The organism is Nonomuraea deserti, from assembly GCF_004348685.1.
GTDB lineage: Bacteria > Actinomycetota > Actinomycetes > Streptosporangiales > Streptosporangiaceae > Nonomuraea > Nonomuraea deserti.
In genome coordinates this window covers 94067-107283 of the sequence record NZ_SMKO01000007.1, presented here as the reverse complement: position 1 = coordinate 107283, position 13217 = coordinate 94067, and the positions used below count along the sequence as shown (strand labels likewise).

The following is a 13217-nucleotide window of genomic DNA, read 5'->3' as shown; positions in this document are numbered from 1 at the left end:
TGGAGGTTACGCCAGGTCGTGCTTGAGAGCCCTGGCCAGCGCCCGAATGGCACGAAACTGCAACGCTTTGATCGCCCCGCTCTTCTTTCCCATGATCAGCGCGGTCTCCGCGAGCGACAGGCCGTGCAGGAAGCGCAGGACCACGCATTCTTGCTGTTCGGGATTGAGGTCCCGGACGGCGCGCAGCACCCGGTCGTTGATGATGGCCGTGACCACGGCGTTCTCCGGAATGTGCGAGCCGTCGAGCGGGACGTCGATCACCTCTCCCGTCGGCACTTCCAGCCGGTAGCGGCCGGACTTGAAGTGGTCGGTCACGAGGTTCCGCGCGATGGTCACGAGCCAGGCGCCGAAGTCGCGGCCCTGCCAGGTGAAGTCGGCGATCCTGCGCAGCGCGCGCAGGAAGGTCTCGCTGGTCAGATCCTCGGCGAGGGGGTGGGAGCCCACCCGGAAATAGATGTAGCGGTAGACGAGGTCCACGTAGCGGTCGTAGAGCGTGCCAAACGACTCCGTGCAGCCGCTCTTGGCATGAAGCACCAGCGTACGTACGTCATCGGGCACTTCTTCGCGCACGGCGAGCTCGCCCGTCAGGGCTGGCGCGGCGCCCGCTGGCGCAAGCAGCCCGGCGAACGGCGACGAGTCAGGCATCCGGTATCCCTGGGGGTAAGGGGTGCGGCTGCTCGAACACTCTAGAAATCAACCGGAAATTCCACAATCCACAGCATGCTGGCATGACTAGGCGTAATCGGAAGATACCGTGTTACCGCGAATCCCCGCCGCCTGCGGCGCGCATCTCGCTGCCCGTGGCCCCCGAGGGCGGCCCGAGCAGGCACGTTTCGTCTACGGCTACCGGCTGGGAGGCATAGTCCGGCAGCATTGGAGTCACCATGGAGATCCTCGTTGCTGTCATAGCCTTTGCCGGTGCGCTCCTGGCCGCGTTCGCGGCGGGCGCCCTGATCCAACGCCTGCGGGACGAGCCGGACGGGTGGTTGATCGCCTGGACCGTCGCGGTGGCGGCGCTGGCGCTGTCACTGGGCGTGGTCGCCATCGGCTCCTTCTTCGGGTTCGGCAGCGTCACGTTCCGGATCTACCAGGTGACGGGATCGTTGCTGGCCCCGCTCTGGCTGGCCGTCGGCCTGGTGCAGCTGCTGGCGGAGAAGGCGCCGCCGAGATTCCTGGCGTGGTTGTTCGGCATCGCGCTCACCGTCGTCTCCGTCGCGATCATGCTCTTCGACCCGCTCCGCGTCGAGCAGATGGGCCAGGCGCTGCCGTCGGGCTCGGCCGTCTGGGCGATCATCCCCAACTACCTGCTGACCGGCGTGCACGTCATCGACGCGCTGGTGATGCTGGCGATGCTCGTGGTCGCCGGGCTCAAGTGGCGCAACGGCGACGAGTACGACACCGACAACCTGCACGCCTCGGCCGTCATCGTCCCGTCGGGGCTGGCGCTCGTGGGCGCGATGCGGTTCGCGGTGCCCGCGGTGTTCACCACGGCGCTGCTCGCCGTCGCCGCGGCGGCCGTCTGGTACACCGTGCTGCGGCCCCTGGCGCCGTACGAGGACGATGAGGACGACTTCGCCCCCGAGCACGACGAGCGCCCACCGCGCGGTGACGATCGCTCTCAGCGCCGCGACGCGCGGGCGCAGCACCGCGAGGAGCGGCCGGCGCCTCCGGTCCCGCCAGGGGAGCGCCCGATGTTCCGCGACGATCAGCCGGGTCACCGGGGCAGGCCGGAGAGCGTGCCCGCCGCCGACCCGCCGCGCAGATCGTCGGGGCTGGGCGATCTGGTGGCCGAATATCGCGCGGGCGACCAGGAGGTCGACTACGCCGCCCGCATGGCGCCGCCGCCCGACGCCGGGCCCTCGACCGGCTACATCATGAACGGCGCGCCGCCCGCGGAGGCGCCGTCCCAGCGGCCCGACTTCGCCATGCCGGGCACGGGCTCGGTCTTTCCCGGCGCCGACGTGTTCACCCCGGCGCAGCAGCAGCAGGCCGGCGGCAAGCCCTCGCCCAACATCTACGGCCTGCTCACCGTCTTCACGATCATGGACGGCGCGGGCGACGCGTTCGACAGGCTGGCCGAGGCCACCGTCGAGGCCGTGCGCCGCGGCGAGCCCGACACGCTCGTCTACGCCTGCCACGCGGTCAAGTCGGCGCCCCTGCAGCGCATCGTCTACGAGCTCTATCGCGACGAGATCGCCTACCGCGACCACCAGCGCCAGCCGCACGTCGAGAGGTTCATCAACGAGCGGCAGACCATGGTGCTGGCCACCAACGTCATCGAGCTCAACGTCAACGCCGCCAAGGTGGTGCCGCTGCCGACGGTGATGTTCTAGGCGCCGGCGCGGCGCTCTAGGCGTCCAGCGCGGCGCGCAGGCGGGCCTCGTCGACCCGCCAGAAGTCGTGCTGGACGCCGTCGATCAGCGTGACCGGGATCATCTCCCAGTATTTCTCCTTGAGCTCCTCGGAGGAGTCGATGCTGACCTCCTCCCACGGCACGCCGAGCTCGCCGGCCACCCTGGCGATGACCTCGCGCGCGTCGTCACACAGGTGGCAGCCGGGCTTGCCGAGCAGGGTGATGCGATGCATGGCGCCAACGGTATGCGAGACGTCCGCCACTCCGCGCCCCGCGACTTTGTGCATCGGTTCACAAAGGGATTAACCTGAAAGACGGTTCGATTCCGTTCACCGCGGTCCCCAAGCCGCCCGTTCCCTGGAGCTCCGGCACGTGAAGAGCCCGTCCCAACCCCGTGACCGCGGCATTCCCGAGGCGACGGTCGCCAGGCTTCCGTTGTACCTGCGGGCGCTGCACGGGATGGCCGAGCGGGGCATCGCGACCGTCAGCTCCGAGGATCTGGCCGGGGCCGCCGGGGTCAACTCCGCGAAGCTCCGCAAGGATTTGTCACATCTCGGTTCGTACGGCACGCGTGGCGTAGGCTATGAAGTCGAATACCTCGTCTACCAGATCTCGCGCGAGCTCGGCCTGACGCAAGACTGGGCGGTCGCCATCGTTGGGGTCGGCAACCTCGGGCGTGCGCTGGCCAACTACGGCGGCTTCGTCTCCAGGGGCTTCCGGGTCGCGGCGCTCGTCGATGCCGACCCCGAAGTCGTGGGCGACACCATCGCGGGATTGAATGTGGAGCACATCGACGACCTGGAAGCCGTGATCGCTCGGCGTGGAGTTTCGATCGTGGTTCTGGCGATTCCGGCGGCGGCGGCGCAGAAGGTGTGTGATCGCGTGATAGCCGTGGGGGTGACCAGCATCCTGAACTTCGCCCCAGTTGTGCTTTCGGTCCCGGATGGCGTCGATGTCCGTAAAGTCGACCTATCAATCGAACTGCAGATTCTCGCGTTCCACGAGCAACGCAAGGCTGGGGGGCCACTCATGGCGGTGGACAGTCAATGAGTGTTCTGGCTATCGGACTCAGCCACCGGACGGCGCCGGTGGCCCTGCTCGAGCGCGTCTCGGTGACGGGTGACGCGCTCGCCAAGCTCCTGCACGACGTGCAGGACGATCCCTGCGTGGCGGAGGCCATGGTCGTCTCGACCTGCAACCGGGTCGAGGTCTACGTCACGGTCGACCGCTTCCACGCCGCCGTCACCGCCGTCAGCCGCCTGCTGGGCGTGCACTCCGGCGTCCCCGTCGAGGAGCTCACGCCACACCTCTACGTGCACTACGAGGAGCGGGCCGTCGAGCACCTGTTCTCCGTGGTGTGCGGCCTCGACTCCATGGTCGTCGGCGAGGGCCAGATCCTCGGCCAGGTCCGCCGCTCCCTCAAGCTGGCGCAGCGCCGCGGCACCGTCGGCGCCACCCTCAACGAGCTGGTCCAGCAGGCGCTGCGGGTCGGCAAGCGGGCCCACCACGAGACCGGCATCGACCAGGCCGGCGCCTCCCTCGTCACCGCGGGCCTCACGCTGGCCGGCGACCTGGCCGGGCGGCGGGCGCTGGTGGTCGGCGCGGGCTCCATGAGCTCGCTGGCCGCCGCCACGCTGGCGCGGGCCGGGGTCACCGACATCGTCGTGGCCAACCGCACGTACGACCGCGGCGCCCGGCTGGCCGAGTCCGTCGGCGGCCGGGCGGTCGGGTTCTCCGCCGTGGCCGACGAGCTGGCCGGCGCCGACCTCGTCATCACCTGCACCGGCGCGGGCCGCCACGTCATCACGCCCGGCATGCTGACCCGGCCCGTGTTCCTGCTCGACCTGGCGCTGCCGCACGACATCGACCCCGCCGTACGCGACGTGCCCGGCGTCACGCTGGTCGACCTGGAGACGATCCAGGACTCCGGCATCGGCGCGCGCGAGGGCGACGCGGTCGAGTCCGTACGCGCTCTCGTCGCCGAGGAGCTGCGGGCCTACCTCGACGCCGAGCGCGCCTCCAGGGTCACGCCGACCGTGGTGGCGCTGCGCAGCAAGGCGGCCGACGTCGTCGAATCGGAGCTCGGCCGTCTCCTGATGCGTGTGCCCCATCTGGACGAGCGGGCGCGCGACGAGGTCACGATGACCGTGCAGCGGGTCGTCGACAAGCTGCTCCACGAGCCGACCGTGCGTGTCAAGCGGCTCGCCACCTGCCCAGGGGGCGATCATTATGCCGAAGCGCTGCGCGAACTGTTCGACCTGGATCCGAAGATGCCCGAGGCCGTGAGGGAGGTGGAGCTGTGACACCGCTCCCGCAGGCCCTGCGGCTGGGCACCCGCCGCAGCCTCATGGCGACCACGCAGTCCCAGATGGTGGCCGACGCCTACGTTCAGCGCACCGGCCGCGCGATCGAGCTGGTCGGCATCACGACGTTCGGCGACGTGACCAAGGCCCACCTCGCGCAGCTCGGCGGCACGGGCGTGTTCGTCAGCGCGCTGCGCGACAAGCTGATCGACGACGAGGTCGACTTCGCCGTCCACTCGCTGAAGGACCTGCCCACCACCCAGGACCCCCGCTTCACGCTGGCCGCGATCCCCGCCCGCCACGACCACCGCGACGCGCTGGTCGGGCCGCGCAAGTTCGCCGACCTCGCCCCAGGAGCCAGGGTCGGCACCGGTTCCCCCCGCCGGGTCGCCATGCTGAGCGCGCTGCGGCCCGACCTCGAATACGTCCCGATCCGCGGCAACGCCGACACGCGCATCGGCAAGGTCACCTCCGGCGAGCTCGACGCCGTCGTGCTCGCCTCCGCCGGCCTGACCAGGATCGGCCGCGACGCGGAGGTCGCGCAGATCTTCGAGGTCGAGGAGCTGCTGCCCGCGCCCGGGCAGGGCGCGCTGGCGGTGGAGTGCCGCGCCGACCGCGCCGACCTGGTCGAATTCCTCGGCGTGCTCGACGACCCGCGCACCCGCTCCGCCGTGACGGCCGAGCGCGCCGTGCTGAACGCACTCGAGGCCGGATGCTCCGCACCGGTGGGTGCGTTCGCGGCCGATGACGGGCACACTCTGAACCTGACCGCAGTGGTCGTCTCGATCGACGGCCGCGAGGCGGTCCGCAAGTCCGCCGCCGGCTCTCCTTCGGAGGCTGCTAACCTGGGCCGCCTCCTGGCGACCGAGATGATCTCCGCAGGGGCCGACAGATTGATGGGGGAGCAGTCCCATTGAGCTCCGATAGTCCAACCTCCGGTCTCGTCGCGTTCGTGGGCGCGGGACCCGGCGATCCCAAGCTGCTCACGCTGCGCGCCGCCGAGTTGCTCGGTAAGGCCGGCGTGGTGGTGCTCGACACGGAAATGCACGGCCCGCTGCTGCGGCACTGCCGCGAAGGCGTCGAGGTCGTCGAGGGCGACCTCCAGGCCACCGTCAAGCGCGCAGCGCGTGGGGAGGTCGTGGTCCGCCTGTGCGAGGGCGACCCGACGCTGTTCTCCTCGATCACCGAGGAGGTCGCGGCCTGCGCCGCGGCGGGGGTGGACTTCGAGGTCGTGCCCGGCGTGCCGCCCGCGACCGCCGTGCTCGACTACGCCGGCATCCCGGCGGCCACCGAAGTGCCGGAGTTCAGGGTCGTCGACGCGGCGCAGGACCAGGACTGGGCCGTCCACGCCGCCTGCCGCGGCACGCTGGTGATCTACCACGGCATCGCCGACGCCGTGGCCATCGGCAAGGCGCTCATCGCCGGAGGCAAGCCCGACACCACCCCCGTCGCGGTCACCAGCGGCGGCACCACCACCGAGCAGTACACCGTGGTGTCCTCGCTCGGCCGGCTCCAGGCCGACCTCAAGCACGCCGGGTTCACCGAGCCGGCCCTCATCGTGGTCGGCGACGCCGTGGAGGCGCGCGACAAGCTGTCGTGGTTCGAGACCAAGCCGCTGTTCGGGTGGCGGGTGCTGGTGCCGCGGACGAAGGAGCAGTCCCGCAGCCTGTCGGAGCAGCTCATCTCGTACGGCGCGGTGCCCGAGGAGGTGCCGACCATCTCGGTCGAGCCGCCCCGCACCCCGCAGCAGATGGACCGCGCCATCAAGGGCCTGGTCACCGGCCGCTACGAATGGGTGGCCTTCACCAGCGCCAACGCGGTCAAGGCCGTGCGCGAGAAGTTCGAGGAATACGGCCTCGACGCGCGCGCGTTCGCCGGGCTCAAGGTGGCCGCGGTGGGCGACGCGACCGCGCGGGCCCTGGTCGAGTTCGGGGTCAAGCCCGACCTGCTGCCGTCGGGCGAGCAGTCGTCCGAGGGGCTGGTGGCCGAGTGGCCGCCCTACGACTCGATGCTCGACCCGATCAACCGCGTGCTGCTGCCGAGGGCCGACATCTCCACCGACACGCTCGTGGCCGGGCTCACCGAGCTGGGCTGGGAGTGCGACGACGTCACCGCCTACCGCACCGTGCGGGCCGCGCCGCCGCCCGCGCCCATCCGCGAGGCCATCAAGGGCGGCGGCTTCGACGCCGTGCTCTTCACGTCGTCGTCCACCGTGCGCAACCTCGTGGGCATCGCGGGCAAACCACACAACGTCACCGTGATCGCGGTCATCGGACCGCAGACGGCCAAGACCGCCGAGGAGTTCGGGCTCCGGGTCGACGTCATGGCCGGCAAACCGTCCGCATCCGCCTTGGCCACCGCGTTGGCCGAGTTCGGAGCCAAGCAGCGCCAGGCGGCCGTGGCCGCGGGTGACACCCCGCGCAGGCCCTCGCAGAACCGCCGGGGCGCCAGGAGGAGAGCCAGATGAGCGCGCGATTCCCCGTCGCCCGTCCCCGCAGGTTGCGCCGGAGCCCCGCCCTGCGGCGCATGGTGGCCGGCACCAGGCTGCACCCCGCCGACCTGATCCTGCCCGCGTTCGTCAAGGAGGGCATCTCCGAGCCGCAGCCCGTGGCCTCGATGCCGGGCGTGGTCCAGCACACCCGCGACTCGCTGCGCAAGGCCGCCCACGAGGCCGCGCAGGCCGGCGTGGGCGGGATGATCTTGTTCGGCATCCCGGCCGTGAAGGACGCGCGCGGCTCGGCCGCCGACGACCCCGACGGCATCCTGCAGGTCGCGCTGCGCGAGGTGAACGCCGAGGTCGGCGACTCCGTCGTGGTGATGGCCGACACATGTCTCGACGAGTTCACCGACCACGGGCACTGCGGCATCCTCACCCCCTCGGGCGACGTCGACAACGACGCCACCCTGGAGCGCTACGCCTCGATCGCGGTCGCCCAGGCCGCGGCCGGGTCGCAGATGGTGGCGCCGAGCGGCATGATGGACGGCCAGGTGGGGGCGATCCGGACGGCGCTCGACGGCGCCGGCTACGGCAACGTCCCGATCCTGGCTTACACCGCCAAATACGCCTCCGCCTTCTACGGGCCGTTCCGCGAGGCCGCCGAGTGCGCGCCGCAGTTCGGCGACCGCAGCACCCACCAGCAGGATCCCGCGGGCCCGCTGGAGGAGGCGCTGCGCGAGCTCCGCCTCGACCTCGCCGAGGGCGCCGACGCGGTCATGGTCAAGCCGGCGATGACCTACCTCGACGTCATCACCCGCTTCCGCGAAGAGGCCGACGTGCCCGTGGCCGCCTACCAGGTGAGCGGCGAATACGCCATGATCGAGGCCGCCTCGGCCAACGGCTGGGTCGACCGCGACCGGATGATCATGGAGTCGCTGGTCGCGATCAAGCGGGCGGGGGCCGACCTGATCCTCACCTACTGGGCCACCGAAGTGGCGCGGCGTCTCTAACCGAGGGGTTCCCGTCAACGCGTGAGGCGCGTGCGTTAGAGTGCGAGCAGACGAGAAAGTTGTTGCACGGCTGCCGCTACGGCCTCGACCAGGCGCGCTGATGAGCAGGTTCTCGTCAGGCAACCAAGTGCCGGTGTGTCCCGCGTGTGCGTACGGCCCGGAGCCGGGACCTCCTCAGGCGCTGGACTCGACGGGAGACACCAATGGTGGGGGTACCACTGGCTCGGCGTACCAGAAAACGGTCGCGACCGACACGCATCGATCTCGTGCTCGAATACGCCGCGATGGGCTGGCCCGTGGTGCCAGGGGCGTTCCCGCTGCGTCAGGGGCCGCGCGCGTGTTCGTGCGACCGCCTCGGCTGTCCCGACCCCGGCGCCCATCCGCTGTCGCCCGCCTGGCACCTGCAGGCCACGACCGACCCGGCGCTGCTCACGCGCTGGTGGCAGGCCGAGCCGGAAGCCAATGTGATTCTTCCCACCGGACGCGTGTTCGACGTCTTCGACGTGCCGCTCGCGATCGGACTCTCCGCCCTCACCCGCATCGACAACGCCGGAGCGCACTCAGGCCCGGTCGCCGCCAAAGGCGACCGGGTCTTGTTTTACGTGGCCACACGGGGCAACCCGGAGGACGAGGACGAGTGGTGGTCGTGCCACCTCGACTGCGACCCCGCCACGATCGACGACACGCCTGGGCTGCGCTGGCACTGCCGTGACAGCTTCGTCGTCGCGCCGCCTTCCACCCTGCCGGCCGGCCAGCCGGTCTCCTGGCTGCGGCCACCCGACGGCCTGCCCCTGCCCGACCCGCTGCGCATCCTGGAGTGGCTGGCCGACTGAGTCACGACCGGCGGATGCCGCGCCGGCCGCCACCATGGCGGAGGTGGTCCCTGCGAATGCCGCGCCGGGCCGCCACCGCGGCGAGGCCGTCCCTGCGGATGCCGGGCCGGCCGCCAGCGTGGCGAGGTCGTCCCGCGACGAGGGGCGAGGTCGTCCCGCGACGAGGGGCGAGGGCCCCCGCGGCTAACCTGGTCGCGTGAGCCGTACACAGAACTCCGAGGACCTGTTCGCCCGCGCCCGCCGGCTCGTGCCCGGGGGCGTCAACTCTCCGGTGCGCGCGTTCGGCGCGGTGGGCGGCACGCCCCGCTTCATGGCCTCGGCGCAGGGCCCCTACATCACCGACGTCGACGGCAACCGCTACGTCGACCTGGTCTGCTCCTGGGGCCCGATGATCCTCGGCCACCGCCATCCCGCGGTCGTCGAGGCCGTGTCCGAGGCGGCCGCCCACGGCTTCTCCTACGGCACCGCCACGCCCGGCGAGGTCGAGCTGGCGGAGGAGATCGTCGGCAGGATGGCGCCCGTCGAGCAGGTGCGCCTGGTCAGCTCCGGCACCGAGGCGACGATGAGCGCCGTGCGGCTGGCACGCGGCTTCACCGGGCGGTCCAAGGTGATCAAGTTCGCTGGGTGCTACCACGGGCACGTCGACGCGCTGCTGGCCGCGGCCGGGTCGGGGGTGGCGACGTTCGGGCTGCCGGACACGCCGGGCGTGACGGGGGCGGCGGCGGCCGACACGATCGTGCTGCCGTACAACTCGGTCGAGGCCGTCGAGCAGGCGTTCGCCGCCGGCGACGTCGCGTGCGTGATCACCGAGGCGTGCCCGGCGAACATGGGAGTGGTGCCGCCGCGCGACGGCTTCAACGCGCGGCTGCGCGAGCTGTGCACGGCCCACGGCGCGCTGCTCGTCGTCGACGAGGTGCTGACGGGCTTCAGGGTCTCGCGTTCCGGCTGGTACGGCCTCGACCCGGTCGACGCCGACCTGATGACGTTCGGCAAGGTCATGGGCGGCGGGCTGCCGGCGGCGGCGTTCGGCGGCCGGGCCGACGTCATGGCCCACCTGGCTCCCGAGGGTCCCGTCTATCAGGCGGGCACGCTGTCCGGCAATCCGCTGGCCTGCGCGGCGGGGCTGGCCACCCTCCGGGCGCTCGACGACGACGCCTACGCGCGCGTGGACGCCGCGGCGTCCCAGGTGGGCGGCGCGGTCTCCGAGGCGCTCGCAGCGGCGGGGGTGCCGCACCGGCTGCAGCGGGCGGGCAGCCTGTTCTCGATCTTCTTCACGGAGTCGGAGGTCACGAGCTTCGAGGAGGCCAGGACGCAGGACACCGCCGCGTTCACCGCGTTCTTCCACGCGATGCTGGAGCAGGGCGTCTACCTGCCGCCGTCGGCGTACGAAGCGTGGTTCCTGTCGGCCTCGCACGACGACGAGGCGCTGCAGCGCGTCGCCGACGCGCTCCCTGCGGCGGCGAAGGCGGCCGCGGCCGCCGCTTAGGCCGGCCGTACGAGGGTGCTTTCCAAGCGCTCGGGGCTCTGCAGGACGTGGCGGCGGGGCCTGCTGTTGGCGTAGAGCACGCCGGCGATGATGAGCGCCGCCGCCAGCACGGTGGGCCACGACAGCGGCTCGCCGGTCACCAGCCGCCTGCAGCAGCCACAGCAGCTGCCGGCGGCGCGTCTCGTCCCCGCGCCGGAAGCGGATGACCAGGGCGACGAGGCCGATCACGACCGCGATGCGAAGGCAGACGTTGCGTGGATGTCGAACCTGTTGACGAGCGCATACTCCTGGGGCAGGCGTCGCGCTGGCCGGGGATGACGCAACCAGGCGACGCTGATCGAACGGATTACCGTGGACGAGGGTGGAAACGCCGAGGAAACGCCCGGCCGTATTGACTGTCCTCCTCAATGCCGGTGAACAGCCGAGTTTCTGGACGAGGAGGAAGCGTTGGAAGAATCACTTAAGGAGACCCTGGCGACCGGCCGTGCCCGGCCGTCACGACGGTCCGTGCTCGGGGTGCTAGGCGCGGGTCCGCTTGTGACGGCGGCCGGTGCCGTACTGCCCGACCGGCCGTTGGCCGCCACGACCACCGAGCGGGCGTTCCGGCCGCGAGCCATGAAAGGCCAGCTACCGCGCCCCAACATCTGTTCATTCTCGGGGGAGATCTGAGCTGCTACGGGGTGCCGGAGATCCGCACCCTGAGGGGATCCGCTTCCACCAACGGCTACTCCGCGGGGGTCCAGGCAGGTGGACCGCAAGCGCCCTCCCATCGCGACGGCGGCTCGCTCGCGACCCACCCCTGGACGGGCACAGTCTGCTGCCCTACCTGATCGACGACGAGGAGCCGCCGCAGCGCGATCTGTTCTGGCGAACCCGGTCGGCGCGGGCGATGCGCCGCGGCGACTGGAAGTACCTGCGCACCCCCACGACTGAGGCGCTCCACAACCTGACCATCGGCCAGCACGAGCAGGCCAACCACAGCAGGCGGGAGCTTGGGCGGCTGGCTGAGTTGCGCACCCGCTGGAGAGGCATCCTGACCAGCAGCTCGCTACCCAAGGCCGGTGGATTGCTCGGTAGCGCGGTATTGGCCACCGGCACGCGTGACCGTTGATCCGACGATGACCGGCTGCCGGTTCAGGTCAACATGCTCAGGGGAGGAGCGCGATCAACGAGTACGAGGGCAATGACACATTGCCAGGAAGGCGAGTTGCTGGGGTGAGGGTAGAGGGTGAGGAGGTTGCGGAGGCTCGGTGGCAGGTTGAACGGCTTGACGGGCTGTTGCGCGAGATGAGACGCCAGATGGTTCACAGAGCCGAGCCGGATGTGCGGGAGGTCCTGAACTGGCTGCAGCGGCAGATCAGCGTGCACGTCGCGCTGGTCGCCGGCAATACGGCGACGATGGAAGCGTCCACCCTCGGGTTTCCTCGGGAGGTTTTGCGCCCGCTTGCTCCGCTGCTCGTGCGACTGTCGAGCGGGCAGACGGCCGCGGCTGCGATCCAAGTCGATAAGCTGCACGTGCGCTGTGAAGTCCTCGGCGTGTGCGGTACGCGCCCGGTGCTGGTGGTGGCGGCCGATCGTGAAGTGCTGAGTCCGCAGGAGGCTGCCCTGGCCTCGCACACCGGCAGCGTCATCGCGCTCCTGCGCCGCGACCGGGACGCTGACCGGATCTCCCGTGGTTACCAGTACAAGGCGCGCCAGCTACGGTTCGCCGTGCTTTCGGCCCTGATGGTGGGCGACCCCAGCCTGGCGCGCCGTATGACGACCGGTGCCGTTCCGCCGCTGCTGGACGCCGACCAGGTGCGGGTCTACCTGCTGCACTGCAGCCAGACCGATCGTGACCGGATCACGCAGGCCCACCAGGATTCCTCGGGCTACCACGGCCCGGACTTGATGGTGCAGTGCCCCGCCTTCAAGACGCATCTGATCTGTCTCATCGCCGACGACTCGCAAACAGACGCCGACAGCACTCCGGGGCACGGCAAGGTCTTACGGCGCTTGGTGCACGACAACCCGCACTATGCGCTGGGTATCAGTGGCCCGCACGCCCTCAGCGCGACTGCCCAGGCATACAGCCAGGCCGCCCACGCACTGGCCGCCGCCCGTACCACCCCCGGCCGCGTGGCCCTCTACCACGGCCAGACCCCACTAGCGGATCTGCTGCCTCCTCGACCGGCCCTGCTCTGGGCTCGCGCGTTTCTGCGCCCGCTGGACTCCCTGCCGAAGGTCACGGTCGACATCACCCACTTGGCCATGAGCGTGCCCCGATCCGCCGTGGCCAGCCTGCTGGACCTCAGCCGCAACACCGTCACCGCCCACATCCGACGCGCGGAACGCGCCCTCGGCGTGGACCTGTCCGACGTTCGCTGCCGCGCCGCCGTCACCCTTGCTCTCACTCTGACCGGTTCCACTTCCCTCCCCGAACCGGCCGAGCATCAAGTGCTCCCTACCCTGGATGACCTGCTGCGCACCGATTCCGCCGCCGCCTGGGCCCAAGCGTTTCTCCACCCCCTTCAAGCCCCGCATCGACGCACTCTCCACGCCTGGATCAATGCCAACGCTGACGCCCAGCGGGCGGCCAGCCGTATCGGCATCAGCCGCAACACCGTCCGTACCCATCTGCGTACCGTGGAAGCCCTGCTAAGCCGCGATCTGCTGACCACCGGCAGCGGCATCCACGACGTCGTCCACGCCCTCCACATCACGACATCTAAGGTGGGCGGGAGGAGTTCTTTCGCCGGCGAATCTGGGCAGGGCGTTGAGGCGTATAGAGGCCAACCGGGGCGCGCCGGATGACA

General features: G+C 70.7%; 13 protein-coding genes. 10 read left to right on the top strand and 3 right to left on the bottom strand.

Features of this window, described 5'->3' with window-relative positions; translation table 11 throughout:
- Window positions 1-6: 6 nt before the first annotated feature.
- On the bottom strand, window positions 7-645 hold the full coding sequence (locus tag E1292_RS05065; RefSeq protein WP_132592472.1) for a sigma-70 family RNA polymerase sigma factor: 639 nt from the start codon (window positions 643-645) through the stop codon (window positions 7-9).
- A gap of 239 nt (window positions 646-884) precedes the next feature.
- On the opposite strand from E1292_RS05065, the gene E1292_RS05060 reads away from it, so the two are divergent.
- On the top strand, window positions 885-2333 hold the full coding sequence (locus tag E1292_RS05060; protein WP_132592470.1) for a putative quinol monooxygenase: 1449 nt from the start codon (window positions 885-887) through the stop codon (window positions 2331-2333).
- A gap of 16 nt (window positions 2334-2349) precedes the next feature.
- Here the strand turns inward: E1292_RS05060 and E1292_RS05055 are convergent, their stop codons facing one another.
- The gene (locus E1292_RS05055; protein WP_132592468.1) at window positions 2350-2586 is read right to left on the bottom strand and encodes a glutaredoxin family protein; all 237 of its coding nucleotides are present in this window, start codon (window positions 2584-2586) and stop codon (window positions 2350-2352) included.
- Between the two features lie 139 nt (window positions 2587-2725).
- On the opposite strand from E1292_RS05055, the gene E1292_RS05050 reads away from it, so the two are divergent.
- From E1292_RS05050 to hemL, 7 genes are all read left to right on the top strand, one after another.
- Window positions 2726-3403, top strand: coding sequence for a redox-sensing transcriptional repressor Rex (locus E1292_RS05050; protein WP_132592466.1), 678 nt, complete (start codon window positions 2726-2728; stop codon window positions 3401-3403).
- Window positions 3400-4656, top strand: coding sequence for a glutamyl-tRNA reductase (locus E1292_RS05045; RefSeq protein ID WP_132592464.1), 1257 nt, complete (start codon window positions 3400-3402; stop codon window positions 4654-4656). Before E1292_RS05050 ends, E1292_RS05045 begins: the two co-directional genes overlap by 4 nt.
- Window positions 4653-5573: a hydroxymethylbilane synthase gene (gene hemC / locus E1292_RS05040; RefSeq protein ID WP_439331878.1), complete on the top strand. Its 921-nt coding sequence runs from the start codon at window positions 4653-4655 to the stop codon at window positions 5571-5573. The genes E1292_RS05045 and hemC overlap by 4 nt, the downstream gene beginning before the upstream one ends.
- A 35-nt stretch (window positions 5574-5608) precedes the next feature.
- Window positions 5609-7123, top strand: coding sequence for a bifunctional uroporphyrinogen-III C-methyltransferase/uroporphyrinogen-III synthase (locus tag E1292_RS05035; RefSeq protein WP_132592462.1), 1515 nt, complete (start codon window positions 5609-5611; stop codon window positions 7121-7123).
- The gene (hemB, locus tag E1292_RS05030) at window positions 7120-8103 is read left to right on the top strand and encodes a porphobilinogen synthase (RefSeq protein ID WP_132592460.1); all 984 of its coding nucleotides are present in this window, start codon (window positions 7120-7122) and stop codon (window positions 8101-8103) included. Before E1292_RS05035 ends, hemB begins: the two co-directional genes overlap by 4 nt.
- A 203-nt stretch (window positions 8104-8306) precedes the next feature.
- A complete protein-coding gene (locus E1292_RS05025) occupies window positions 8307-8936 on the top strand; it encodes a bifunctional DNA primase/polymerase (protein WP_132592458.1) in 630 nt (209 codons plus the stop codon).
- Between the two features lie 196 nt (window positions 8937-9132).
- Window positions 9133-10422, top strand: coding sequence for a glutamate-1-semialdehyde 2,1-aminomutase (gene hemL / locus E1292_RS05020; protein ID WP_132592456.1), 1290 nt, complete (start codon window positions 9133-9135; stop codon window positions 10420-10422).
- Here the strand turns inward: hemL and E1292_RS50915 are convergent.
- Complete coding sequence (locus tag E1292_RS50915) at window positions 10419-10562, bottom strand: hypothetical protein (protein WP_165974390.1); 144 nt, start codon at window positions 10560-10562, stop codon at window positions 10419-10421. The genes hemL and E1292_RS50915 overlap by 4 nt on opposite strands.
- Before the next feature lie 749 nt (window positions 10563-11311).
- Here E1292_RS50915 and E1292_RS05015 point away from each other — a divergent pair.
- Both E1292_RS05015 and E1292_RS05010 read left to right on the top strand, forming a co-directional pair.
- Window positions 11312-11533 (top strand): hypothetical protein, encoded by a 222-nt coding sequence (locus tag E1292_RS05015; protein WP_132592454.1) that lies wholly within the window; start codon window positions 11312-11314, stop codon window positions 11531-11533.
- A gap of 188 nt (window positions 11534-11721) precedes the next feature.
- Entirely contained in the window at window positions 11722-13215 is a 1494-nt protein-coding gene (locus E1292_RS05010) for a helix-turn-helix domain-containing protein (RefSeq protein WP_220446670.1), read from the top strand.
- The last annotated feature ends 2 nt before the right edge of the window (window positions 13216-13217 follow it).

Coding starts and splice junctions, on each gene's coding strand:
- E1292_RS05010 (WP_220446670.1), top strand. CDS start 11,722: ATGGTTCACAGAGCCGAGCCGGATGTGCGGGAGGTCCTGAACTGGCTG.
- E1292_RS05045 (WP_132592464.1), top strand. CDS start 3,400: ATGAGTGTTCTGGCTATCGGACTCAGCCACCGGACGGCGCCGGTGGCC.
- E1292_RS05015 (WP_132592454.1), top strand. CDS start 11,312: ATGCGCCGCGGCGACTGGAAGTACCTGCGCACCCCCACGACTGAGGCG.
- E1292_RS05025 (WP_132592458.1), top strand. CDS start 8,307: ATGGTGGGGGTACCACTGGCTCGGCGTACCAGAAAACGGTCGCGACCG.
- E1292_RS05060 (WP_132592470.1), top strand. CDS start 885: ATGGAGATCCTCGTTGCTGTCATAGCCTTTGCCGGTGCGCTCCTGGCC.
- E1292_RS05055 (WP_132592468.1), bottom strand. CDS start 2,586: ATGCATCGCATCACCCTGCTCGGCAAGCCCGGCTGCCACCTGTGTGAC.
- hemB (WP_132592460.1), top strand. CDS start 7,120: ATGAGCGCGCGATTCCCCGTCGCCCGTCCCCGCAGGTTGCGCCGGAGC.
- E1292_RS05065 (WP_132592472.1), bottom strand. CDS start 645: ATGCCTGACTCGTCGCCGTTCGCCGGGCTGCTTGCGCCAGCGGGCGCC.